The 23,481-nt window shown below is 59.6% G+C and carries 24 protein-coding genes; 16 read left to right on the plus strand and 8 right to left on the minus strand.

Annotated elements, in window-relative coordinates; all coding sequences use genetic code 11:
* Window positions 1–158 precede the first annotated feature (158 nt).
* From ahcY to Q0792_RS12510, 3 genes are all read left to right on the plus strand, one after another.
* The gene (ahcY, locus tag Q0792_RS12500; RefSeq protein ID WP_298840903.1) at window positions 159–1,547 is read left to right on the plus strand and encodes an adenosylhomocysteinase; all 1,389 of its coding nucleotides are present in this window, start codon (window positions 159–161) and stop codon (window positions 1,545–1,547) included.
* 2 nt (window positions 1,548–1,549) lie between these two features.
* On the plus strand, window positions 1,550–1,996 hold the full coding sequence (locus Q0792_RS12505; protein WP_298840906.1) for a hypothetical protein: 447 nt from the start codon (window positions 1,550–1,552) through the stop codon (window positions 1,994–1,996).
* A gap of 194 nt (window positions 1,997–2,190) precedes the next feature.
* Complete coding sequence (locus tag Q0792_RS12510; RefSeq protein WP_298840909.1) at window positions 2,191–2,532, plus strand: DUF2853 family protein; 342 nt, start codon at window positions 2,191–2,193, stop codon at window positions 2,530–2,532.
* A gap of 218 nt (window positions 2,533–2,750) precedes the next feature.
* Here Q0792_RS12510 and Q0792_RS12515 read toward each other — a convergent pair whose 3' ends face one another.
* From Q0792_RS12515 to tsaD, 5 genes are read right to left on the minus strand one after another with little or no spacing between them, the layout of a single operon-like run.
* On the minus strand, window positions 2,751–3,146 hold the full coding sequence (locus Q0792_RS12515) for a DUF1761 domain-containing protein (protein ID WP_298840911.1): 396 nt from the start codon (window positions 3,144–3,146) through the stop codon (window positions 2,751–2,753).
* Between the two features lie 57 nt (window positions 3,147–3,203).
* Entirely contained in the window at window positions 3,204–3,623 is a 420-nt protein-coding gene (locus tag Q0792_RS12520; RefSeq protein ID WP_298840914.1) for an EVE domain-containing protein, read from the minus strand.
* Window positions 3,623–3,895 (minus strand): YciI family protein, encoded by a 273-nt coding sequence (locus Q0792_RS12525; protein WP_298840917.1) that lies wholly within the window; start codon window positions 3,893–3,895, stop codon window positions 3,623–3,625. Before Q0792_RS12525 ends, Q0792_RS12520 begins: the two co-directional genes overlap by 1 nt.
* On the minus strand, window positions 3,889–4,857 hold the full coding sequence (locus tag Q0792_RS12530; protein ID WP_298840920.1) for an NAD(P)H-dependent glycerol-3-phosphate dehydrogenase: 969 nt from the start codon (window positions 4,855–4,857) through the stop codon (window positions 3,889–3,891). The genes Q0792_RS12525 and Q0792_RS12530 overlap by 7 nt, the downstream gene beginning before the upstream one ends.
* A complete protein-coding gene (gene tsaD, locus Q0792_RS12535; protein WP_298840923.1) occupies window positions 4,854–5,951 on the minus strand; it encodes a tRNA (adenosine(37)-N6)-threonylcarbamoyltransferase complex transferase subunit TsaD in 1,098 nt (365 codons plus the stop codon). The genes Q0792_RS12530 and tsaD overlap by 4 nt, the downstream gene beginning before the upstream one ends.
* 72 nt (window positions 5,952–6,023) lie before the next feature.
* On the opposite strand from tsaD, the gene Q0792_RS12540 reads away from it, so the two are divergent.
* The 11 genes from Q0792_RS12540 (at window position 6,024) to Q0792_RS12590 (ending at window position 18,422) form a co-directional block, all read left to right on the plus strand.
* The gene (locus tag Q0792_RS12540) at window positions 6,024–6,734 is read left to right on the plus strand and encodes a uroporphyrinogen-III synthase (protein ID WP_298840926.1); all 711 of its coding nucleotides are present in this window, start codon (window positions 6,024–6,026) and stop codon (window positions 6,732–6,734) included.
* A 72-nt stretch (window positions 6,735–6,806) separates the two neighbouring features.
* Complete coding sequence (locus Q0792_RS12545) at window positions 6,807–8,198, plus strand: hypothetical protein (protein WP_298840929.1); 1,392 nt, start codon at window positions 6,807–6,809, stop codon at window positions 8,196–8,198.
* 11 nt (window positions 8,199–8,209) lie between these two features.
* Window positions 8,210–9,703, plus strand: a complete 1,494-nt coding sequence (locus tag Q0792_RS12550) for a heme biosynthesis HemY N-terminal domain-containing protein (protein ID WP_298840931.1) — start codon at window positions 8,210–8,212, stop codon at window positions 9,701–9,703.
* A 77-nt stretch (window positions 9,704–9,780) separates the two neighbouring features.
* Window positions 9,781–12,003 carry a heavy metal translocating P-type ATPase gene (locus Q0792_RS12555; protein ID WP_298840933.1) on the plus strand — a complete coding sequence of 741 codons (2,223 nt, stop codon included), beginning with the start codon at window positions 9,781–9,783 and terminating at the stop codon, window positions 12,001–12,003.
* Window positions 12,003–12,398: a Cu(I)-responsive transcriptional regulator gene (gene cueR, locus Q0792_RS12560; protein WP_298840936.1), complete on the plus strand. Its 396-nt coding sequence runs from the start codon at window positions 12,003–12,005 to the stop codon at window positions 12,396–12,398. Before Q0792_RS12555 ends, cueR begins: the two co-directional genes overlap by 1 nt.
* Before the next feature lie 30 nt (window positions 12,399–12,428).
* Window positions 12,429–12,848: a thioesterase family protein gene (locus Q0792_RS12565; protein WP_298840939.1), complete on the plus strand. Its 420-nt coding sequence runs from the start codon at window positions 12,429–12,431 to the stop codon at window positions 12,846–12,848.
* Window positions 12,849–12,926: 78 nt separating this feature from the next.
* On the plus strand, window positions 12,927–15,227 hold the full coding sequence (locus tag Q0792_RS12570) for a bifunctional salicylyl-CoA 5-hydroxylase/oxidoreductase (RefSeq protein ID WP_298840943.1): 2,301 nt from the start codon (window positions 12,927–12,929) through the stop codon (window positions 15,225–15,227).
* Window positions 15,224–15,976, plus strand: coding sequence for an SDR family NAD(P)-dependent oxidoreductase (locus tag Q0792_RS12575; protein ID WP_298840946.1), 753 nt, complete (start codon window positions 15,224–15,226; stop codon window positions 15,974–15,976). The genes Q0792_RS12570 and Q0792_RS12575 overlap by 4 nt, the downstream gene beginning before the upstream one ends.
* Before the next feature lie 59 nt (window positions 15,977–16,035).
* Window positions 16,036–16,440: a MarR family winged helix-turn-helix transcriptional regulator gene (locus Q0792_RS12580; RefSeq protein ID WP_298841880.1), complete on the plus strand. Its 405-nt coding sequence runs from the start codon at window positions 16,036–16,038 to the stop codon at window positions 16,438–16,440.
* A complete protein-coding gene (locus Q0792_RS12585; RefSeq protein WP_298840948.1) occupies window positions 16,440–17,231 on the plus strand; it encodes an enoyl-CoA hydratase family protein in 792 nt (263 codons plus the stop codon). Before Q0792_RS12580 ends, Q0792_RS12585 begins: the two co-directional genes overlap by 1 nt.
* Window positions 17,232–17,255: 24 nt before the next feature.
* Window positions 17,256–18,422, plus strand: a complete 1,167-nt coding sequence (locus Q0792_RS12590; protein ID WP_298840951.1) for an acyl-CoA dehydrogenase family protein — start codon at window positions 17,256–17,258, stop codon at window positions 18,420–18,422.
* Here Q0792_RS12590 and Q0792_RS12595 read toward each other — a convergent pair.
* Entirely contained in the window at window positions 18,416–19,249 is an 834-nt protein-coding gene (locus Q0792_RS12595; protein ID WP_298840954.1) for a transcriptional regulator, read from the minus strand. The genes Q0792_RS12590 and Q0792_RS12595 overlap by 7 nt on opposite strands.
* A gap of 155 nt (window positions 19,250–19,404) precedes the next feature.
* Between Q0792_RS12595 and Q0792_RS12600 the strand changes: the two genes are divergently transcribed.
* Both Q0792_RS12600 and Q0792_RS12605 read left to right on the plus strand, forming a co-directional pair.
* The gene (locus Q0792_RS12600; RefSeq protein WP_298840957.1) at window positions 19,405–20,361 is read left to right on the plus strand and encodes a fatty acid desaturase; all 957 of its coding nucleotides are present in this window, start codon (window positions 19,405–19,407) and stop codon (window positions 20,359–20,361) included.
* A gap of 83 nt (window positions 20,362–20,444) precedes the next feature.
* Window positions 20,445–21,248 (plus strand): enoyl-CoA hydratase, encoded by an 804-nt coding sequence (locus Q0792_RS12605; RefSeq protein ID WP_298840960.1) that lies wholly within the window; start codon window positions 20,445–20,447, stop codon window positions 21,246–21,248.
* 2 nt (window positions 21,249–21,250) lie between these two features.
* Here Q0792_RS12605 and Q0792_RS12610 read toward each other — a convergent pair whose 3' ends face one another.
* Together Q0792_RS12610 and Q0792_RS12615 are read right to left on the minus strand one after the other, a co-directional pair.
* Window positions 21,251–22,303: an FAD-dependent oxidoreductase gene (locus Q0792_RS12610; protein WP_298840963.1), complete on the minus strand. Its 1,053-nt coding sequence runs from the start codon at window positions 22,301–22,303 to the stop codon at window positions 21,251–21,253.
* 62 nt (window positions 22,304–22,365) lie between these two features.
* Window positions 22,366–23,442: a DUF2793 domain-containing protein gene (locus tag Q0792_RS12615; RefSeq protein ID WP_298840966.1), complete on the minus strand. Its 1,077-nt coding sequence runs from the start codon at window positions 23,440–23,442 to the stop codon at window positions 22,366–22,368.
* Between the last annotated feature and the right edge of the window lie 39 nt (window positions 23,443–23,481).

A 23,481-nucleotide genomic window follows, 5' to 3' on the forward strand; every position in this document is an offset into this window, starting at 1 on the left:
CTGTCGCCGGAAAAGGATCAGTAAATGACACTGTTCCCTCGCAGGACCCGGAAACCCGGTAACACAGTGTTCACCTGCGTCACCGCACCCGCATTGTGTTGTACACGCTGCGGTGTTATCTGCGCCGCAAAACCAGAGAGTCACAGGATCGTACAAACATGGCCAATGATTACATTGTAAAAGACATCGCGCTGGCGGAATACGGCCGCAAGGAACTCGACATTGCCGAGACGGAAATGCCGGGTCTGATGGCGCTCCGCGAGGAATACGGCGAGAGCAAGCCGCTGAAGGGCGCGCGTATCGTGGGCTCGCTGCATATGACGATCCAGACCGCTGTTCTGATCGAGACGCTGGTGGCGCTTGGCGCTGATGTGCGCTGGGCCTCGTGCAACATCTTTTCCACGCAGGACCACGCGGCGGCCGCGATTGCCGCAGGTGGCACGCCGGTCTTCGCGATCAAAGGTCAGAGCCTGGAAGAGCACTGGGATTACCTCGACAAATCCTTCCTGTTTGAGGAAGGCCCGAACCTGATCCTGGACGATGGTGGTGACGCCACGCTTTATATCCTGCTGGGCGCGCGCGCTGAGGCCGGCGAAGAAATCATCCCCGTTCCGGGATCCGAGGAAGAAGTTGCGATCAAGGCGCAGATCAAGAAACGCATGGAAGCAAGCCCCGGCTGGTTCACCAAAATGCGTGACCAGATCGTTGGTGTCTCTGAGGAAACAACAACCGGCGTACACCGTCTTTATGAACTGGTGCGTGAAGGCCAGCTGCCCTTCCCGGCGATCAACGTGAACGATTCTGTGACCAAGTCGAAGTTTGACAATAAATACGGCTGTAAGGAATCGCTGGTCGACGGTATCCGCCGCGCCACCGACACCATGATGGCCGGCAAGGTTGCCGTTGTGATGGGTTACGGTGATGTTGGCAAAGGGTCTGCGGCTTCACTGCGCGGTGCCGGTGCCCGCGTGAAGGTCACTGAAGTGGACCCGATCTGTGCGCTGCAGGCAGCGATGGACGGTTTTGAGGTCGTGCTGCTCGAAGATGTGGTTGGTTCCGCGGATATCTTCATCACCACCACCGGCAACAAGGACGTGATCCGCATTGAGCACATGCGCGAGATGAAGGACATGGCGATCGTCGGCAACATCGGCCACTTTGACAATGAAATCCAGGTTGCCGCGCTGAAGAACCACAAGTGGACCAGCATCAAAGAGCAGGTGGATATGATCGAGATGCCGAACGGCAACCGTCTGATCCTGCTGTCCGAGGGCCGTCTGCTGAACCTCGGCAATGCAACGGGCCACCCGTCTTTCGTGATGTCCGCGTCCTTTACCAACCAGGTTCTGGCTCAGATCGAGCTGTGGACCAAAGGGGATGAGTACAAAAACGACGTCTACATCCTGCCCAAGCATCTGGATGAAAAGGTCGCTCGTCTGCACCTGGCCCGGATCGGTGTGAAACTGACCGAGCTGGACAAGGACCAGGCGGCCTATATCGGTGTGAAACCCGAAGGTCCGTTCAAGCCGGAACATTACCGGTACTGATAATGGCTGACGCGCGCATTGAACGCTCGGCCGAGAACGATGCGGTCTACCGCTATATCCGCAGTGAGATTCAGTTCGAACTGTCGCTGATCAATGCGCGTGTCAACTGGCTGGTGACCAGCCAGGCCTTTCTCTTTGTGCCTCTGACCCTTGGCGCCCGGCAGGGTGGCATCGGTGCCTCCGTCTATTATCCGGTCATTCCCGTGCTTGGCGTGATTATCTGCGCGCTGGTGCTGGTCTCGGTGGTCGCTGCGGTCTGGCGCAGCCGCCAGTGGCGGGCCAAGGGCGAGCAGGGGGCCTATGCCGGGCGCGACAATCGCGACGCCTTTGATATTGTCCTGCCGCACAGCCCGATGATCCCACGCATGGGTCTCATTGGTGGCATGGGCGTACCTCTGGCGCTGGTCGGCGTCTGGCTGTGGCTGCTGACAGCACCGCCGGGCGGGTGAAAAGACCCTGCACAGCGCCCCGTTTCAGACCGCTTTTCCCGCCTTGCCCGCAAGCGGCCGGAATATTCATGCGAGCGGTTCCCCGCACAGGGGAATATCTGTCGCAAAAACCCCCTTTTTTGAAACAGAATATACCTCTAGTCTTTCAGGAGGCCGCGGGGGAGCGGTCATTAATTTAAGGTGGGAGACCTATTATGGGCAAACGCGACGATCTTATCGCGCAGTATGCGGACGATCTGAAAAACAAATGCGGCATGGAAGCAGACATGGATCTGCTGACAAAGGTAACTATTGGCTGCGGTCCGGCGATCTATGACGCTGACGCATCCACTGTTGCCGGCAGTCAGGCTTCTGAGCTTGAAACAGTCAAAAACAATTTTCTGATCAAGAAACTGGGCCTGGCAGATGGTCCGGAACTGATGGCTGCGATCAACAGCGTTATCGAGACCTATGGCAAATCTGAGCGCAACAAATACCGCGCCGTCGTATATTACATGCTGACCAAGCATTTCGGCAAAGAGTCCGTATACAGCTGATCAAAGCGGATTTTCCGTCTGAAACGCCCTGCATCATGTGGGGCGTTTTCTATTTGTATCGTATTTAATCTATTGAATGTTTGACGATTTTCGCGGTTTTCGGTAGAACACTCTTGTCCGGCCAGTATGGCCAGAACCAGTTTCAGATACACGCGTGGGTATGGGATCGCGTGGGGTGAAGAGGGGTTCTGGCAAATCGTGTCAGGCCCCTTTTTCCGTTACAGCAGCGTCAGAACCAGCCCGATCACGGCACAGCCGAACGTGGCATATCCCCCGTCAATCAGTATGAGAGATTTTGGCCGCGCGCCAAAACTGTAGAATGTCGCAATCCAGGGACTTACCAGAAACAGACCGATTCCCAGCCCGGACAGCAGCCCCTTGCCCGCCGTATCAATCGCGCTCAGCTGGAAAACGTGCCGCATCATACCGGCGACCAGAATGGCACCCAGCAGGCTGGTGATATAGGGGATCGGATCGGACCGGTTGGCCGGCGCACCGTTTTCATCCAGCGGCACGCCCGACGCAGCCATCCATTTACTGGCGAGCACGGTGTACCAGACGGCACCAAAAGCAAAGCCGGCAACACCGGCTGCGAGAACACTCAGAAACCCCATGGGTTTACTCCCTGTAGTCTGCAATGCCCGTATGGTGCCTTGAAACGCGACGCTGGCCTAGTCTGAAATGCCCGCAAGACCACAGATCACCTGCCATTCGTCAGCTGTCACCGGCTGAACTGACAGGCGCGAGTTTCGTACCAGCACCATATCTGCCAGGGATGGCTCCTGTTTGATACGCTCCAGCGTCACAGGTGTTTCGACCGCGCGAATGGCTTTGATATCAACGCATTCCCAGCGATCATCGTCCGTTGTACTGTCGGGATGTGCCTCGGCGATAACCTCGACAATACCGACCACGGCTTTTTCTTTCTGTGAGTGATAGAAGAGACCCCGATCGCCGATTTTCATTTCGCGCATAAAATTGCGGGCCTGATAATTCCGCACGCCATCCCATTCTTCGCCGGTATCGCCTTTTGCAACCTGATCGTCCCAGCTCCAGGTCGAGGGTTCGGACTTGAAAAGCCAGTACGCCATCAGCCGATCACCCGGTTCCATGGGATGAGTTCCACCTTCTCGAAAAGGCCCGCGCGGGCGTAGGGATCGTTTGCGGCCCAGGCCTGTGCTTCGGCCATATCAGCAACCTCCAGTACAATCAGCGAACCGCACATCTGGCCCGCGTCATCCAGAAGAGGCCCAGCCTGTTGCACGGCGGTCCCGGATTTCAGGTATTCGACGTGCAGTGGCCGGTTTTCCTGCCGAACGGGCAGGGCGCCGGGTTTATCGCGGGCAATCAGGGCAATCAGCATATCTCTTCCTTCAGGCTGCGTGACAAAAGGCCGGACATCGCTTGTGCCACATCAAGCCGTTTTTCCACAAGGCCCGCCACCGCAGATGTGATCGGCATATCCAGACCCTGGGCTTCTGCAGTGGCCTGCATCGCAAGCGCGGTTGCGGCACCTTCGACGGTGGTTTCCGGATCAAATTCCGCGTTTTGTCCGAGCGACAGCCCAAACCGGTAGTTTCGTGATTGCTCCGACGTACAGGTCAGAACCAGATCTCCGAAACCGGACAGCCCGCTGAGTGTCGCAGGGTCAGCGCCCCGCAAAGCGGCGAGCCTTGCCATCTCCGCGTTCCCGCGGGTCATCAGAGCAGCCCGGGCGCTTTCCCCCAGTCCGGCGCCCATCGCTGCGCCGCAGGCAATTGCCACCACGTTCTTGAGCGCCCCACCCAGCGCGGCACCAGTCACATCAGACGACCGGTAGAGCCTCAGCGTTGCCGTGGAAAGATCCGATTGCAGCGACTCTGCAGTCTCTGAATCGCCACAGGCGAGCGTCATCGCGGTGGGCAGGCCCGCTGCAATATCCCGCGCAAACCCGGGACCGGTCAGAACGGCAGCAGTTGCGTCAGGTACCAGTGCACCAATGATTTCATGCGGACTGAGTCCGGTGCCCCGTTCGATACCCTTACAGCATGCGACCAGTGTCTTGCCCCGCAGTCGACCCTCGCAGGACGTCAGAAACCCGCGCAGCTGTTGCAGCGGAACGGCGAGCAACAGTGTCCCGGGCAGCGCCGCCTGATCGAGGGATTGCGTAACGGTCAGAGTCTGCGGGAACGGAAAATCACCAAGCCGGCGTCGGTTACATCTGTCATCGCGCATCTGTGTGGCGTGCCGGGCGTCTCTGGCCCAGAGCGTGACATGTGTTTTTGTTGCGAGTGAAAGTGCCAGTGCCGTGCCAAAGGCCCCTGATCCAAGCACCGATACGGTCACGCCTTAGCGCCTTTCTTCCCACTGCCGAGCATGGCCGGCCGGGACTGATCCAGGGGCCAGCGGGGCCGGGCGGCGAGAGTCATGCCGGCGGGTGCTGAAATGTCCATCTGTTCCAGTGCCGCATAGCCGATCATTGCGGCATTGTCGGTGCATAATGCCAGAGGCGGAGCAACGAAGTCTGTTTTGAACCCGCTTGCAACAGTCTCTAATACGGTGCGAATGGCCTGATTTGCCGCAACGCCCCCGGCGACACAGAGGGCTGTCGGCACAGCGTCCTGTTGAATACACATCTGCATCGCCCGTCTGGTTTTTACGGCCAGCACGTCCGTGACCGATGCCTGAAACCCGGCGCAGAGATCAGCGACATCAACCTGCGTCAGACCGCCCTTTTCTGCGACTACGGCGTCCCGGGCGCGCAGGACTGCGGTTTTGAGACCGGAGAAGGAGAGATCGCATCCGTCACGGTCGAGCAGCGGGCGGGGCAGGCGGAACCGGTCAGAGGCACCGCTCTGCGCGCTGCGTTCCACTGCCGGGCCGCCGGGTTGTTCAAGTCCCAGAAGCCTGGCGATCTTGTCAAATGCCTCACCCGGCGCGTCATCTATGGTGCCGCCCAGGCGTTCAAACTGGTCCGGACCGCGCACCAGCAGAAACTGACAATGCCCGCCAGAGACAAGAAGCATCAGGTAAGGATAGGCGGTTGCGTCTGTCAGGCGCGGTGTCAGAGCATGGCCGGCCAGATGATTAACGCCGTACAGTGGTTTGCCTGTCGCCATGGCAAGGCCCTTGGCACACATCACCCCAGACACGACGCCACCAATCAGACCCGGACCAGCGGTCACGGCAAAAGCGTCGATTTCGCTGATGGTCATGCCCGCCGTATCCATCGCTTCTTCGGCACAGAGATCGAGCGCTTCGGCGTGCGCGCGTGCCGCAATTTCGGGCACGACACCGCCATAGGCCGCGTGCAGATCGGTCTGCCCGCGTACAACAGAAGCCAGAATGCTGGTTCTGCCATCAGCACCCCGGCGCAGGATTGCGGCGGCGGTATCATCGCAGCTGCTTTCGATGGCAAGAACAGTGCAGGCGGTGGTCAAAGCGGGTGTCCCGTTGCATGATCAATGGGCTGCAGGTAACACCGGCAGAAGGGTTAAACAATGGTGGGGAATATGCAGCAACCCCTGATACCAATGATCGTGACGCGGCCCGCCGCAGCTGGAGAGGCCTTCGTCCGGCGTCTTCCTGAGCCGCTGAGGCAAAAGCTGGAAATCATTGAAAGTCCGCTTCTTTCCATCGTCCCGGTAACGCCCGGGGCAGGGTCCGACAGATGCGAGGGGGCGGTTTTTACCTCGTCAAATGGTGTACGCTATGCACCGGACGCGCGCGGGCGAAAGGCCTGGTGTGTTGGTGGCGCAACCACAGAGACCGCGAGGCAGGCGGGATGGGACGCAGTTGAGGCAGGCGCTGATTCCGCGGCTTTGACAGAAACACTGATATCACTGCGGCCAGCCCTCAGGCTTGCGCATTTCAGCGGTGTGCACACCCGCGGCAGGGTGGCCGACAGGCTCTCTGACGCCGGCTTCACGATTGAGCGGATTGCTGTATATGACCAGCCGCTTTTGCCGCTGACCCAGGCGGCGCGTGCTGCGGTCAGCGGTGAAAGACAGGTCATTGTGCCGCTGTTTTCCCCCCGTACGGCTGCGTGGTTCACCAAAGAGTGCCCAGCACCGCAGAATGTCATCGCCGTCTTTCTGAGTGCGGCTGTTGCGCGCGCCACTGGACAAGCCCCTTTTGCGCAACAGGTTATATCCGCGTGGCCCGATGCGCAGTCTGTGGTCACCTGTATAGAAAACCTGACAGTCAACGCCCGTCCGGGTTGAGGGTGAAGTGGCTGCGGAGTATGCTTTCCTGACACCGCCTGCCAGCGGAGAATCGAATTAGGGGTGGAGACTTTGGCAAAATCACGCAAATCGGGCGCCAGAACCGGACAGAACAAGGAACCCGCCGGCACAGCTTCTGACAAGGCCATCGAAGAGCAGGTGGCTGACAAAGTTATCCCGGAACAGGATGTGTTTCCGGACCCTGAAACGACAGACAAGGATGCGCCGGAAACCCCCGAACACACGGTATCTGACGATATACCCGATCAGGAAGTTGAGCGGACTGAAGAGACCGGCGACATCGTAAAGGCCGAAGAAGCTGCAGATACTGACCAGCAACAGGATTCAGAGACTGAAACAGTGGAATCAGACACTGATCAGGACGACAGTAACGTCATTGACGGGACTGCTGAGACAGTTGACGAGGTCGAAGAGACTCCCCGCGAAGAGCCTGTACCTGCTGAGACCCCTGCCGAAGAAGTTGTTGTGCGCGGTAATATGTGGCCGGCTGTTTTTGGCGGTGTCATCGCGGCAATGCTCGGGTTTATCGCCGGAAGAGGAGACCAGATTGATCAGTGGCTGCCGGCATCGATGCAGCGCGGATCCGTGGATCTGAGTATCCTCGAAACGCTGGAAACCCAGGCCGCTGGACTGGTGGAAGTTACGCAGGCGCAGTCCGACCGGCTGGCTGCGCTGGAATCGCAGCCGGCACCGGTTTTGGAAGTGCCAGAGGAGCTTGCTGCTGCCACAGAAGGTCTGACCGAAACTGTGGCGGTTGTTTCTGCAGAGCTTCAGGCGCTGGCAGAGCGGCTTGATGCTCTCGAGGCGCGACCGGTCGAGACGGCACCGGAGGGCGCAAGTGCTGCTGACGTTGCTGCTCTTCAGCAGGCGCTTGATGCTCAGAAAGCAGAAATAGAAGCGCTCAGTACGATTGCAGAAGAAGCAGAAGCCGCCGCCCGCAGTGAGGCGGCCCGCATTCTGGCACGTGCCGCACTCACGCGTGTTGTCACGGCCGTCGACAGCGGTGAGACTTTCGAGCCCGCCATAGATGATCTGGAAGAGGTTGCGCCCGTTGATGTGCCGGATGCGCTCAGAACCGCGGCGGCAGAAGGCGTGCCAACCATGGCAACACTCCGCGAGACATTTCCCGATGCCGCGCGCGACGCTCTGGCCGCGGCACGGTCTGACGTACCCGAAAGCGAAGTTCAGGGTATTGGCGCATTCCTGCGCCGGCAGCTGAGTGCCAGATCGGTCACGCCCCGCGAGGGATCAGATCCGGATGCGATCCTGTCCCGCGCTGAGGCAGCGATAAGACAGGGTGATCTGGCAACAGCTCTGTCTGAAATGGAAGCTTTGCCCGAACCGGCGCGTGCTGCGATGCAGGGGTGGCTGAGTTCGGCCGAGGCACGGCGTGCGGCGCAGGATGCCGCAAACACGCTGTCTGACAGCCTGCAAAGTAACTGAGGAAGACGAATATGTTGTGGTCTCTGATTAAGATAATTCTGTTCGTCGCCGCGGTCGCTGCTCTTGCGCTGGGCGCTGGTTACCTGCTCGAAAGCGAGGGTGGCGTGCAGGTCACGGTCATGGGCAGTGAGTACACGTTTGGCCCGCTGCAATCTGTGATTGCTGTTCTGGCCTTTGTCGTTGCGGTCTGGATTCTGCTCAAACTCCTGTCGTTGCTGATGGCGACATGGCGGTTCCTGAACGGCGACGAGACGGCTCTGTCGCGTTATTTTGACCGTAACCGGGAGCGCAAGGGCTTTGAGGCTTTGTCCGAAGGTCTGATGGCGCTGGCCAGTGGCGAAGGCCGGGTTGCGATGTCCAAAGCGGCAAAGGCTGACCGATACCTCAATAAACCGGAGCTGACCAATCTGCTGACTGCGCAGGCGGCCGAGATGGCGGGCGACCGGCGCAAGGCGGAAGAGACCTACAAAAAGCTCGTCGCAAACAGCGCCACACGTTTTGTGGGTGTGCGCGGGATCATGCGCCAGAGGCTGGAAGACGGAGATACCGACACTGCTCTGGCTCTTGCTGAAAAAGCATTTGCGATCAAACCAAAACATGAGGAAGTCCAGGACGTCCTGCTGAAGCTCCAGGCTCAGAAAGAAGACTGGGCGGGTGCCCGTCAGACACTGAGCGCCAAACTGAAGCACGGCAGTCTGCCGCGGGACGTGCATCGTCGTCGTGATGCAGTTCTGGCCCTGTCCGAGGCAAAGTCGATCCTGTCTGACGAAAGCCCGATTGAGATGCGCGAAAAGGCGATTGAAGCCAACAAGCTTTCGCCGGATCTGGTACCGGCGGCTGTCATGGCCGGACGCAGTTATATCGCGCATGGCAAGCCGAAACTGGCGACGCGTCTGCTGAAAAAGGCCTGGGAGGCGCAACCGCACCCGGATCTTGCCGCAGCCTATGCAGAGATTGAACCCGATGAGACGCCGCAACAGCGCATCAAACGTTTTACGTTGCTGACCCGGTCCACACTGAATCACGCCGAGACAAAGATGCTGATGGCCGAACTGCATATCGCCAACGAGGATTTTCCCGAGGCGCGCCGTGCGCTGGGCGATCTGGCGACAAGCGACCCGACCGCACGGTCTGTGACGCTGATGGCGGCGATTGAGCGGGGCGAGGGGGCGGACGATTCTGTGGTGCGCGGCTGGCTTGCCCGTGCCGTGACCGTATCGCGGGGGCCGCAGTGGATCTGCGACAACTGCCAGCATATCCATGCCGAATGGGCGCCCATATGCGAAAACTGCGAGAGCTTCGACACACTGGAGTGGAAGCGCCCGCCCGAGGCAGAGATGGCCATGCCCGGCGGTGTGCAGATGCTGCCTCTGATCGTTGGCGCGCTGGAAGATAATTCTGCCGCGGACAAAGGTGACGAAGCCACCGGAGAGACAGACGTCGAGGATGTTGAACTGGTGACGGACCCGCCCGAAAACGCACCGGACGAAAACGCGAAAGTCTGAAAGTTACTATCGGGCTCTTGACCCTCCAGTGACTGGAACCCTTATGTAGGATACATCAGCTCCTGCAAGGTCATTCCATGTCCCGGACAGTTACGCTTTCAATCGAGAAAATGAACTGCGCCTCCTGTGTGGGGCGCGTGGACCGGGCGTTGTCGGCGGTAAGCGGGGTACGCGATGTGTCCGTCAATCTCGCCACGGACACTGCAACAGTGATCGGAGACATGACGGCCGGCGCGCTGATCCGTGCAGCAGATGATGCGGGCTATCCGGCAAAGCAGGCAGGTCCGGACACGTCGGAGCAGGACGCAAAACGTGATGCCGAAACGCAGAGCCTGCAGCGCCGGACGCTGCTGGCTGCCCTGCTGACCGCACCGGTATTTCTTCTGGCAATGGGCAGCCATGTATTCCCGGGTCTTGGGCGCATGATCGGGCAGGACGTAAATCATTTTGTTCAGGCTGTGCTGACAACTCTGGTGCTGGCAGGTCCGGGGCGCCATTTTTACACGGACGGACTGTCGGCTCTCTGGAAACGCGCGCCTGATATGAACAGTCTGGTGGCAATCGGCACACTGGCCGCATGGGCATATTCGTCACTGCTGATGATTGCCCCGGGGCTTTTCCCGCCGGGCGCGCATGGAGTATATTTCGAGGCAGCAGCGGTCATCGTGACGCTGATCCTCACGGGTCGCTGGCTGGAAGCGCGGGCGCGTGGCAGGACCGGTGCCGCGATCCGGGCACTTGCCGGTCTGCGCCCGACATCTGCACAGGTTGAACGGAACGGCGTTCGCCGTGACATCGCGCTGGAAGAGATTGTGCCGGGTGACCGGATTATCCTTCGCCCGGGTGAAAAAGTGCCGGTTGATGGTGTGATCGTTGAAGGCAGTACCTTCGCGGATGAATCAATGATCACAGGAGAGCCGCTGCCCGCTGACAAAGCTACCGGCGACACAATGACAGCGGGCACCGTCAATGGCTCCGGCAGTGTTGTTCTGGAGACCACAGGTGTTGGAGAGGACACGGTACTTGCCGGGATCATCCGTATGGTTCAGGCAGCTCAGGGCGCAAAACTGCCCGTACAGGCTCTGGTTGACCGCATCACTCTGTGGTTTGTTCCGGCGGTTCTGGCCGTTGCGGTTGTTACCGTATTTGCCTGGGTTCTGCTGGGGCCGGCGCCTGTGGTTTCCTATGCGCTGGTGGCCGGGGTGTCTGTGCTCATCATCGCGTGCCCCTGCGCCATGGGGCTTGCCACGCCCACCTCCATTATGGTGGCTGTCGGGCGGGCGGCTGAACTGGGCGTACTGTTTCGCAAGGGCGACGCGCTTCAGCGTCTGGCGGCTGTTGATACGGTTGTTTTTGACAAAACCGGTACGCTGACCGAGGGCCGGCCGGAAATGAAGTCCATCGCACCGGCCGCAGGGTGTACAAAAGAAGACGCCCTGCGCCTGATCGCAGCGATGGAGGCGCGATCCGAACATCCTCTGGCCCGCGCCGTACTGGAGGCAGCCCGGGATGCCGGTGTGGTCTGGCCGGATGCAACGGAGGTTTCGGCAGACGATGGTATGGGAATCTCAGGAGTGGTCGCGGGCCGTCACCTGCGGATCGGCTCGGACCGGATGATGAAGAGTGCAGGCATTGACATCAGCCAGTTTGACACAGCACGCACCGCCTGCGAGGCACAGGGCCAGACGGTTTTCTTTGCAGCAGCAGACAACACACCTCTTGCGATGCTGGCGGTGGCTGACCGCATCAGACCCTCTGCTGCTGACCTGACCGCTGATCTGCAGCGGCGGGGTGTCCGGATGGTGATGATCACCGGCGACACAGAAGCAGCAGCGCGCGTGATTGCCGATGAGATCGGTATCATAGAGGTTGTCGCACGCGTCCTGCCTGCAGAGAAATCTCAGGCCGTCGAACGGATGCGGGCAGAGGGGGGCACACTCGCTTTTGTCGGAGACGGCATCAACGACGCACCGGCACTTGCGGCGTCGGATGTAGGCATCGCCATCGGTACCGGCACAGATGTCGCGATCGAAGCGGCAGATGTGGTGCTCATGTCCGGTAATCCCGCCGGGGTCGCACGGGCTATTGCCGTCTCTGACAGTGCTATGCGCAATATCCGCCAGAACCTCTTCTGGGCCTTCGGATACAATGTGGCACTGATCCCAGTGGCGGCGGGTGTATTTTTCAGCGTAACCGGCTGGATGCTGTCACCGATGCTGGCGGCGGGGGCGATGGCACTGTCGAGCGTATTCGTTGTGTCCAATGCGCTGCGTCTGCGCCGGATGACAGGAGAGCTCTGATGAACATCAGCGACGTATCAGCCGCAACCGGCCTGCCGGTCAAAACGATCCGCTATTATGAAGAGATCGATCTGATCACGCCCGGTCGCAGTGACAACGGGTATCGCCACTTCAGCGAGTCGGACCGGCACAAACTGGCCTTTCTGGGACGTGCCCGGTCACTTGGCTTTTCCATTGATGACTGCCGGAGCCTGCTGCGTCTTTACAACGACACTGACCGTGCCAGTTCAGATGTCAGGCAACTGGCGCTGACGCACCTGCAGGAGATCGAGCGCAAGCGGGATGAACTGACACAGATGCGCGACACCCTTGCGCATCTGATCGACGCCTGTGCCGGTAACGACCGGCCGGATTGCCCGATCCTGGCTGACCTTGCCGCGGACAGGCAGTCTTGAAACCCGCTGAACCGGCATCACATCTTACCAATGACCAATATTTTTCAGCACGATATCAAAGTTCTGTTTCAGCACTGCGACCCTGCGGGAATCGTTTTCTATCCCCGCTATTTTGAAATGGTGAACCAGACGGTCGAAGAATGGCATGAAGTGGGCCTGGGGCATTCCTTTGCCGATATGCACCTGGAGCGGGGTCACGGGGTGCCAACTGTCTCTATTGGTGCGGAATTCTCTGCGCCCAGCCGCATGGGCGACGTGCTGACCTGGCGGCTGTGGATGACGAAAATGGGCCGGACCTCGGCGCATCTTTTTGTCGAGGCACATTGTGGCGAGGAACGCCGCATGACGGCAACGCCTGTGCTGGTCTCGGTTGATATGAGTACGGGCAGGCCCGTCCCCTGGCCAGACGGGATGCGGTTCCGGATGGAGCACTTTCTGAGGGCCAAATAGCTTTAGGTATAAAAATTTTATACTTGAAACAATCTGAGTCCTGAGTAGGCTTCACAGGGAAACAATCACGGGTGTCCCATGAGAATTGCCTGCCTCGGAGGCGGTCCCGCCGGTCTCTATTTTGCCATCTCCATGAAGTTGCGGAATCCAGGTCACGAGATAACCGTTTTTGAACGCAACCGGCCCGATGACACCTTTGGATGGGGCGTCGTCCTGTCTGACGAGACGCTTGGGAACCTGGCCCGGAATGACCCGGACAGCGCGGCGCTGATCCGTGAACATTTTGCCTGGTGGGACGACATCGCCGTCGTTCTGCGGGGTACGCGAACGGTATCCTCCGGGCACGGCTTCTGCGGGATCGGGCGGAAGAAGCTGCTGCTTTTGCTGCAGGACCGCGCCCGGGCGCTGGGCGTTGATCTGCAGTTCGAGACAGATGTGGAAAGCGCCGGGTCTCTCGCGCAGGAATACGACCTTGTCGTCGCCACCGATGGCCTGAATTCCCGCACCCGCGCGGAATTCGCCTCTGCCTTCGGTCCGCAGACGGACGTGCGCAAATGCCAGTTTACCTGGCTGGGCACCAGGCAGAAGTTTGACGACGCATTTACCTTTATCTTCGAGGAAACCGAACACGGCTGGGTCTGGGCACATGCCTATAAGTTCGACCCTGATACAGCGACTTTCATCGTTGAATGCAGCCAGAAGACCTGGGACGCCTGGGGTTTCGGCGCCATGAGCAAAGAAGAGAGCATCGCCACCTGCGAGAAGATTTTCGCCACGAGCCTCGGTGGTCACGCGTTGATGTCCAACGCAAACCACGTGCGCGGGTCGGCATGGATCCGGTTCCCGCGTGTGCTGTGTGACCGGTGGCACCACGAAAACATCGTGCTGATGGGCGATGCGGCCGCCACGGCGCATTTCTCGATCGGGTCGGGCACCAAGCTGGCGCTGGAATCTGCAATTGCACTGGCCGATTATCTGACGAATGAAGATGATATGCAGGCCGCCTTTGCGCGCTATGAGGAAGACCGCCGCGTTGAAGTGCTGAAACTGCAGTCCGCGGCGCGCAATTCGCTGGAATGGTTCGAGGATGTGGAGCGGTATCTGCATCTGGACCCGGTGCAGTTCAGCTATTCTCTGCTGACCCGGTCGCAAAGGATCAGTCACGAAAACCTGCGCGACCGGGATCCGGACTGGCTGGTCAGTGCCGAGAAATGGTTCCAGACACAGGCCGGTGTCCGCGAAGATGCTCCGGTCCGCCATCCGATGTTCGCGCCGTACCAGCTGCGGGGGATGACCCTCAAAAACCGCGTCGTCGTATCGCCGATGGCGCAATACAAAGCGGTCGGCGGGCTGCCAACCGACTGGCATCTGGTGCATTACGGCGAACGCGCCAAAGGCGGTGCGGGTCTGGTTTATACCGAAATGACCTGTATCAGTGACGATGCGCGGATCACACCCGGGTGTCCCTGTATCTGTACAGACGACCAGGAAGCGGCCTGGAAACGCATCATGGATTTTATTCATTCCGAAAGCAACGCAAAGGTCTGCCTGCAGATCGGTCACGCAGGTGCCAAAGGGTCAACACAGGTCGGATGGGACGAGATGGATGCCCCGCTGGTGTCGGACAACTGGCCCCTTATCGCCGCATCCGATGTGCCATGGTCGCATCGGAATGCTGCCCCCCGACCAATGACACGGGAAGACATGGACCGTGTGACCAGCCAGTTCGTCGATGCCACAACGAGAGCGCACAGCGCCGGTTTTGACATGATCGAACTGCATGCGGCCCATGGCTATCTGTTGTCGGGTTTCATCACGCCGCTGCAGAACCGGCGCACCGACGCATATGGCGGATCGCTGGAAAACCGGCTGCGATATCCGCTGGAAGTTTTCGATGCGATGCGCGCGGTATGGCCCTCAGACAAACCTATGTCGGTGCGTATTTCGGCCCATGACTGGGTGCGCGACGGTGGCATTACGCCAGATGACGCCGTGGCCATCGCCCGGGCGTTCAAGGCGCACGGGGTGGATATCTGCGATGTATCGGCCGGGCAGACGTCCACGGATGCAGAACCGGTATATGGTCGGATGTTCCAGACGCCCTTTTCGGACCGTATCCGCAACGAAACAGGTCTGCCGACAATGGCCGTGGGCAATATCTTCGAGCCTGATCACGTCAATTCTATCCTGATGGCCGGTCGAGCGGATCTTGTCTGCCTTGCCCGGCCACACCTGGCGGATCCTTACTGGACGTTGCACGCGGCAACAGCGCTCGGTGATCGCCTGGAACAATGGCCCGATCCCTATCTGGCGGGTCGCGACCAGGCTTGGCGGCTTGCAGGCAGGGATGCCGCCACAAATGACGGAGGGCGGGTATGAACGATCTTTCCGGGCAGAAGGCGCTTGTGACCGGGGGCGGCACCGGAGTGGGTGCCGCAATTGCCCGTACTCTTGCCGATGCCGGCGCAGAGGTCTGGATCAGCGGACGGCGGCCAGAGGTACTGAAGGCGATGGCGGACAGGCACGCGCGCCTGCACGCCGTAACCGGTGACGTGACCAGCCCCGAAGACTGCGCCCGGATGATCGGGGCCGCCGGCCGGCCAGGAATCGTCGTAGCCAACGCCGGTGCAGCAGTGTCAAAGCCGTTCCACAGGATGTCCGCCGATGATCTGCGCGACATGCTGGAAGTCAACCTGCTGGGCGTTTTCAATATCTGGTCTGCCGTACTACCCGCACTTAAAGAGACCGGTTCCGGACGTCTGATCACGGTCGCATCGACTGCAGGGTTGAAGGGATACGCCTATGTCAGTGCCTATTCAGCGGCAAAACACGGCGTGATCGGCCTGACACGCTCGCTCGCACTCGAACTGGCAACGACGGGAATAACCGTTAATGCGGTGTGTCCCGGGTTTACCGACACACCGATGCTGGATGACACGATCGCCAACATCATGCGCCAGACAGGGCGCGATGCCACAGATGCGAGAAAAGCACTGACGGCGACAAACCCACAGGGCCGCCTGGTTCAGCCGGACGAGGTTGCCGATGCAGTTCTCTGGTTGTCAGGCCCGGGTGCCGGCTCAGTGACCGGTCAGGCCTTATCAGTTTCAGGCGGAGAAGTCATGTGACCCGACAAACAGACACACAAGGTGATCTCAGCAAAGACCGGCTGCGCGTCTGGCTGAGGATGCTTAAGGTCACCCGAAGAATTGAGGCGGAACTCCGCGAACGTATGCGGCAGGAATGGGACACGACGCTGCCGCGCTTCGACGTAATGTCGGCCCTGCATCGCAATGGCGAGGGCATGAAAATGAGCGACCTCAGCGGTGTGTTGCGGGTCTCCAACGGCAACGTGACCGGCATCGTCGACCGGCTGGTTGCAGACGGTCTGGTGGAGCGTCGCTCGGTCGAGGGCGACCGGCGGGCGATGCGTGTTGTGCTGACGGAAAAAGGGCGCGTCCTTTTTGACGACATGGCCGGAGTTCACGAACGCTGGGTCGATGAATTGCTGTCACCCATCGGCGCTCAGGGGCTTGCGACCGTTTATTCCCGCCTGGGCCGCATTGCCGAAACAACCGGAGAGGACAGCTGATGCCGGATCATTTCAGACTGAGACACGAGGGCAGTGTTGCCGCGGTCACACTCGACCGGCCCGACCGGAAGAATCCCCTGACCTTTGACAGTTATGCCGAGCTGCGCGACTGGTTCCGCAATCTGCGCGACGATGAAGGGACCAAAGCTGTAGTATTTGGCTCTAACAGCGGGAATTTCAGTTCGGGTGGCGATGTTCATGACATCATCGGGCCGCTGGTCGGTATGGATATGAAAGACCTGCTGAAGTTCACGCGTATGACTGGTGATCTGGTCAGGGCGATGCTGGGGTGTGGCAAACCGGTGGTGGCAGCCGTGGACGGTATCTGTGTGGGCGCGGGGGCAATCATCGCGATGGCTTCTGATCTGCGGCTGGCAACGCCGCAGGCGCGGACGGCATTTCTGTTCACCCGTGTGGGGCTCGCGGGCTGTGACATGGGTGCCTGTGCGATGCTGCCCCGTATCATCGGCCAGGGCAGGGCCGCAGAGTTGCTTTACACGGGCCGCAGCATGAGTGCCGACGAAGGAGCGCAGTGGGGATTTTTCAACCGTCTGGTTCCTTCTGAAGATCTGAGTGCCGAAGCACTGTCGCTGGCCGGTAAAATTGCCGAAGGTCCGAATTTCGCGCACATGATGACAAAGACGATGCTGAACCAGGAATGGTCAATGACTCTCGATCAGGCCATTGAAGCCGAAGCACAGGCCCAGGCAATCTGTATGCAGACCGGGGATTTCCGCCGCGCCTACGAGGCTTTTGTCGCCAAGGAACAACCGGTGTTTCAGGGCGACTGACAGGACCATAAAGGGATCATGCTGATGAGCGACCGCAGTTTTCTGAACTGGCCGTTTTTCGAGGAACGGCACCGCGAACTTGCGGATGCGCTGGATACCTGGTGCGCGGCCAGTCTGTGCGATATCGACCACACAAACGTGGATGCCAGCTGCATCGCGCTGGTCCGGATGCTGGGGCAGGGTGGATGGCTGCGTCATTCGGCGGTTGATCCCGATAACCCGGGCACGCTTGATGTGCGCAGCCTGTGTCTGATCCGCGAAACGCTGGCGCGCTATGACGGTCTGGCCGATTTTGCCTTTGCGATGCAGGGTCTGGGCACCGGCGCACTGTCGCTCTTCGGGTCCGGGGAACAGCAGGCGTGGTTGCACAGAACGCGGCAGGGTGATGCGCTGTCCGCCTTTGCCCTGACTGAACCGGGATCAGGTTCTGACGTGGCAAATATCTCGTTGCGCGCCGAACAGGACGGTGACGGTTATATTCTCAACGGCGAAAAGACCTGGATTTCAAACGGCGGTATTGCTGACGTCTATACGGTCTTTGCGCGTACCGGCGAGGCACCCGGCGCGGGCGGGCTCTCGGCTTTTCTGGTGCCTGCCAAGACGCCGGGTCTGCGGATAGCTGAAAAGCTGGATGTGATTGCGCCGCATCCTCTGGCGCGGCTGTCTTTTGAAAATCTCAGGCTGCCGGGCGACGCCCTGATCGGCGCACCCGGGCAGGGGTTCCGCATCGCGATGTCCGTTCTGGATGTTTTCCGGGCGACGGTTGCTGCCGCCGCGCTTGGCTTTGCCCGCTGCGCGCTGGACGCCGCACTCGAACGGGTGCAGGAGCGCCGGCTTTTCGGGGCACCGCTGTCTGATCTGCAGATGGTTCAGGGGCATATCGCTGACATGGCACTGGATGTGGATGCCGCGGCGCTGCTGGTGTACCGCGCTGCCTGGACGCGCGATACCGGCGCGTCCAGAGTTACGCGCGAGGCCGCTATGGCCAAGCTCTTTGCGACAGATCAGGCCCAGCGTGTAATTGACAAAACCGTGCAGTTATTTGGCGGCGAGGGCGTGCGCAGCGGATCTGTACCAGAGCGGCTATACCGGGAAATCAGGGCTCTGCGCATATACGAAGGTGCTTCGGATGTGCAGAAAGTTGTGATTGCCAGATCGACACTTTCGGCACATCAGAGACTGAATCAGTAGGATTTCACCGACTGCGCCAGACGTTCAAGGGTCAGATTGACCTGATCGGAGCCGATCACTGCACTTCGTACGAGCCGGTCGAACTGCCGGGAAAACCCGCGCACCTGCTCGGGGCTGCTGACCACCAGGTAGGCGTCACCGATGTAGAGCGCGACCCGCTGCCGTCCGAAGACCGTAAAGGGCGCGGAATAGGTTTTGCTGCCGTCATAGAGGTGCAGCCGCAGCGCAGGATAGGTCTGTGCACAGATGCGGGCCATGTGCTCCAGCTGGCGCCGGCACTGACGGGCGGGCGTATTGCGCCACAGACCAGTTCGTGCGGCAAGATCCTGCAGCGTCTGTATCGGCATTGCGATCTCCACGTCCATGTCTTCGAGCGAAATGTGCCCCAGTACGTTTTCGACCCCGCCACCGCGCGCGTCTTCAGGCGTATCGTCGAGCGCCTGAGGTGCCAGGCTGAACATATCGGGCAGGGTCGACGGGACATAGCGCAGTTTGAACCCGGCCGCTTCGCTGCGCCACTGGTCCAGCGGTGTTGAACCATCCGCCTGAACTTCCTGTTCGATCTGAACGCTGCCGGCAACCTCCTGGCGGCCTTCCGGAGCGTTCTCCAGACAGAGAAGCCAGTCCGCCGAAACACCGCTGATCCGGGCAATACGCCGGAGCGTCTCGGCGCGTGGCAGCCGATCCGAGGCCGGGCTCAGGAACTGGCTGAGGGCGGAGCGGTCAAGACCCGTCTGCTCCATGAAGTGCGACTTCCCTTCGACGTGCGACTCCAGAACCTTTCGCAGTCTTGCGCGGAACTGCACAGAGAGATTACGTTTATCCATAATGCATATATGCAATTTTGTAGTGAAAATACAACAAAACAGGGAAACAGACGCACAAGTAATCTTTCTAATGCAAACTCACGCGCTTGTAACCGGTGGACCGGATCGGGAAAATCCTCAGGAAACGTGATACCTGCACAAATGAAAGGCACCAGTTGGCGACCCCCGAATGCCCCGCAACCCCGAATACTGAATGGCCAACACTGGCGGTGGCCTTTTTCTGCTATTCAGGATTTGCGCTGACCACCGGCTTCTCCGGGCACATCGGTCTGCCTGTTTCTGCTGTTCTGCTGGCTCTCATTCTGACGCTGTATTCGTCTCTGAACCACGAAGTGCTGCATGGTCATCCATTCCGTTATCAGACACTGAACACCGCACTGGTCTTTCCAGCACTTGGGCTCTTCATCCCCTATCTGCGTTTTCGTGATACACATCTGGCGCATCACCACGATCCGTCTCTGACCGATCCCTACGATGACCCCGAGTCGAACTTCATCGACCCTGCGGTCTGGAACAGGTGGTCAAAACCGCGCCGTGCGATCTATATTTTTAACAACACCCTGTTTGGAAGAATGCTCATCGGGCCACTGATCAGTACAGCTACGTTCTGGGCGGACGACCTGAAAGCCATCGTATCCGGGGACAGGAACGTTCTGTCCGGATGGGCTTTTCATGCCTTTGGTCTGGTGCCTGTGATCGTCTGGTGGGTCCTTGTGGCAGACATGCCGGTATGGGTGTTTCTGGCGTCAGCCTATGCCAGTCTCTCGGTGCTCAAGATCAGAACATTCCTTGAGCACCGCGTGCATGAAAAAGCCCGTTGTCGCAGTGTTATTATTGAGGACCGTGGATTGTTGTCGGTGCTCTTTCTCAAGAACAATCTGCATGCCGTACATCATGCCTGCCCGTCACTTGCCTGGTATCGGCTGGATCAGTTCTATCGCACCCGGAGATCCGCGTTCCTGGAACGTAATGGCGGATATGCCTATCGGTCTTACTGGCACATCGCGTGGCTGTTTCTTCTGCGGACAAAAGATCCGGTGCCCCACACTCTGTGGAGCCGTACAGACAGCGTGCCAGACGCGACAGCCGTGCGGGAAAACAGCGCTGTGTGATCCGCCGGCTGTTTGGTGTTTGTGTTCGTGGCCCGCCGATGCCATCGTGTGTGCACGAAACAAGACCCGTTGTGAGGCGAACAATGTCCGACCACGAACTCCCTGTCCTGCTGGCCGTTGACGCGGGCGTTGCCACGGTGACGATCAACAATCCACGGGCCATGAACGCGCTGTCAGAGGATGTTCTGCAGGCGCTTCAGGAAACCTGGGACGACCTTGCGACGAACAGTGATGTCAAAGCCGTCATTCTGCGCGGCGCGGGCAACCATTTTTGTGCCGGGCACAATCTCAAGGAAATGACCGCGCGGCGCGGCGATGAAGATGGGGGCAAGGCATACTTCAACGATCTCTTCGCGCGGTGTTCAAAGATGATGCTGTCGATCGTGAATCTGCCGCAACCTGTCATTGTTCAGGTCCAGGGCATAGCGACCGCTGCCGGTTGCCAGCTGGTAGCGACATGCGATCTGGCGGTTGCTGCAGATGACGCACGTTTTGCCACCTCTGGTGTCAATATTGGTCTGTTCTGCTCCACACCGATGGTTGCGCTGTCCCGCAATATCCCGCGCAAACTGGCGATGGAAATGCTGTTGCTCGGTGATTTCATCTCCGCCTCCCGTGCGGCAGAGATCGGGCTGATCAACCGCGTTGTACCGGCTGCCGAACTTGATGAAGTGGCCATGGCGATGGCCCGGCAGATCGTTGGAAAAGCGCCTGTCGCTGTGCGAACGGGTAAGCGTGCCTTTTACGAACAGGCGGAATTGCCGCTGGAAGACGCTTATGCTTTCGCGGGCAGGACCATGGCCGACAATATGATGGCGCGCGATACACGCGCGGGCATTGATGCCTTTATCGCAAAAGAACCCATGCCCGAATGGCAGGACGACTGACATCAGCCGAGCGCGGCTTCGGCCTGCTCCGCCGCTTCCAGCGCGCCTTCGAGAAATCCGCCGAAATGATTGCCCATTTCGGACGAGGCAAAAATCAGGTTGCCATCCCACAAACCACGTAATGCAGCAGGCGTGCCATAGGCCGGATGGTGATCCGGACCGTTGTGGTCCGCAGGGGTCGCGATCATGGGGTTGGCGGCCCAGTCTTCCATCAGGACCGCCTGCGGGCTGGCAAGCTGGGGCCCAAAAAGCGTTGCCAGCTGGCTCACGGCGTCGCTGATGACCTTGTCGCGATGAGTTGCCCGGATAGCAGGCGGCGTGCCGACAAAGCCAAAGAGCGCAAACGCCTGTTCATCATGGGGCGAGGCGTCGTGTATCTCTGCGAGCGGTCCGGTCTGACTGATCGCGTCTCCGGACAGGCCTGCTTCGCGCCACCAGGGACGGCCGTAGACGGCAATGAATTTCGCATGGCCGGCCATCCATGTCGGGACATCGTGCATTTCAGACATGACTTCATCCGGCAGCGAAGGGCTGAAACCGGTCGTCGCGGTGACCAGGCGGGGTGGAGCAGCAACAACAACGCGGTTCGCGCGGATTTCACCCCGCTGAGTACCGGCAAGAATGCCGTTGTCGCCCTTCACAAGGCTCTTAACGGAATTCTGCAGCAGCAACCGGTTTTCGGGCAGGCTATCTGCCAGCCCCTGCGTGAGCCGCGCCAGACCGCCAGCAATACGAAAAGAGCCCTTCATAGAGCCTGCACCTGGTGCCCTGTGTACTTCGCCGGAAACAGTCTGCCAGAGCCCGTCGCCTTTGCTGTACTGATCAAAAACCAACAGGCCAAGCTGCCGGGCCAGGGCGTTGATACGTGGCTGGTCCGGCCATATCCATGCCGGACCAAGATCCACGGGAACCTGCCCGGCCAGGTCAGTTTTAACGCGGCCACCAATGCGTCCGGCACTCTCGCAGAGCAGATAGTCCATGCCCTGCTGTTCCAGTCTGCGCGCGAGGCTCAGTCCTGCAAGACCCGCGCCAATGATCAGTATATCGGTATCCATGCCAGACTGTGTACATGACACAGCCGCACTGTCACGCAGCCCCGGTACACACCGGTGTGATATCAGCCGACTTTGTAGCCCCAGAACGCCGTTTGGTCCGCCAGAAAGTAACCGTCCAGCGCGCGGACGCGCCCCTGAAGCTCTACTGTATCGCCGGCGGCCAGCGAAGCCATGGCGTGAATATTCAGCGAGGTGCGCTCGGTGACATGCGGGCCGGTGATTTCACCCTGCGAGCCGGAGATCACATCCGTTCCGTTCAGCAAAAGTCGCCCGCCGATGCTGACCAGTGCGCTGGTGTTTTCACGGAAGGTCAGGCCGCCCCCGAAAACATAGGTTCCTGCAACCGGCGCGGTGAAACTGTTGGTACCGGCATCAAAGACGTTCTGGTCGTTGTACTCTGTATCGTTGACCGCGATCGTGATCCAGGTGTCGGCAGCGCAGTAGTTATCAAAATTCGTAGTCCCCTTGAAGCGCGGCAGGTTAGGCTGATCAACGATGCCTGTCGCGACATCGACACTCAGCCCGTCAAAAAAATTCGTGCCGTCAGGCGAGGTGGACAGGCGAAGATTGTCGCTGCCAAAAAGGCCAAAAAGCCCGCGCGTCTGGAAATCCTGCTGGAAGATAAATCCGAGGTCATCGGCGGAATTCTCCTTGTTCAGGGTCGAAACAAAGCTCCCGGTGCCCGCATCTGCAGAATAGAGCGCTGTCCAGACTGCGGCGTTGAGCTTGGCGGAAAAAGGTGTGCCGGGCAGGGTGGCCATGCCAAGACCAAAGGCCTCGATATCCTGCAATTCGGCACTGTCGAGGTCGATCCATTCGGCGCCGTCATGCACAAGAAGTGTTTCGCGGGAGGTCACCCAGGCACGCCATCCTGCACGCGGCACGAAAAAACGCCAGGCGCTGTCTTCGAAAAGAGCGACCTCGCCGTCGCGTCCGGCCCAGTCGCCCGTGGCGCTGTCGCCCACGATGTACCGCGCGCCCGTCGCGGGGCTGGCGGGCGGGGCCGTCAGGTCATCCGACATGACCCCAAGCTGCGTGACAACGTCGAGAATACGCAGCGCTTCGTTGTGCGTGACATGTTTCTGTGCCTGGTTCGGCATAATGAAGGGGAGCGAGAGACTGCTGGAGATATCGGCCATTTGGGTTCCCGTGCGTATTGTTTGACCAGCACAAACTGA

It is taken from the genome of uncultured Roseobacter sp. (assembly GCF_947495025.1).
GTDB lineage: Bacteria > Pseudomonadota > Alphaproteobacteria > Rhodobacterales > Rhodobacteraceae > Roseobacter.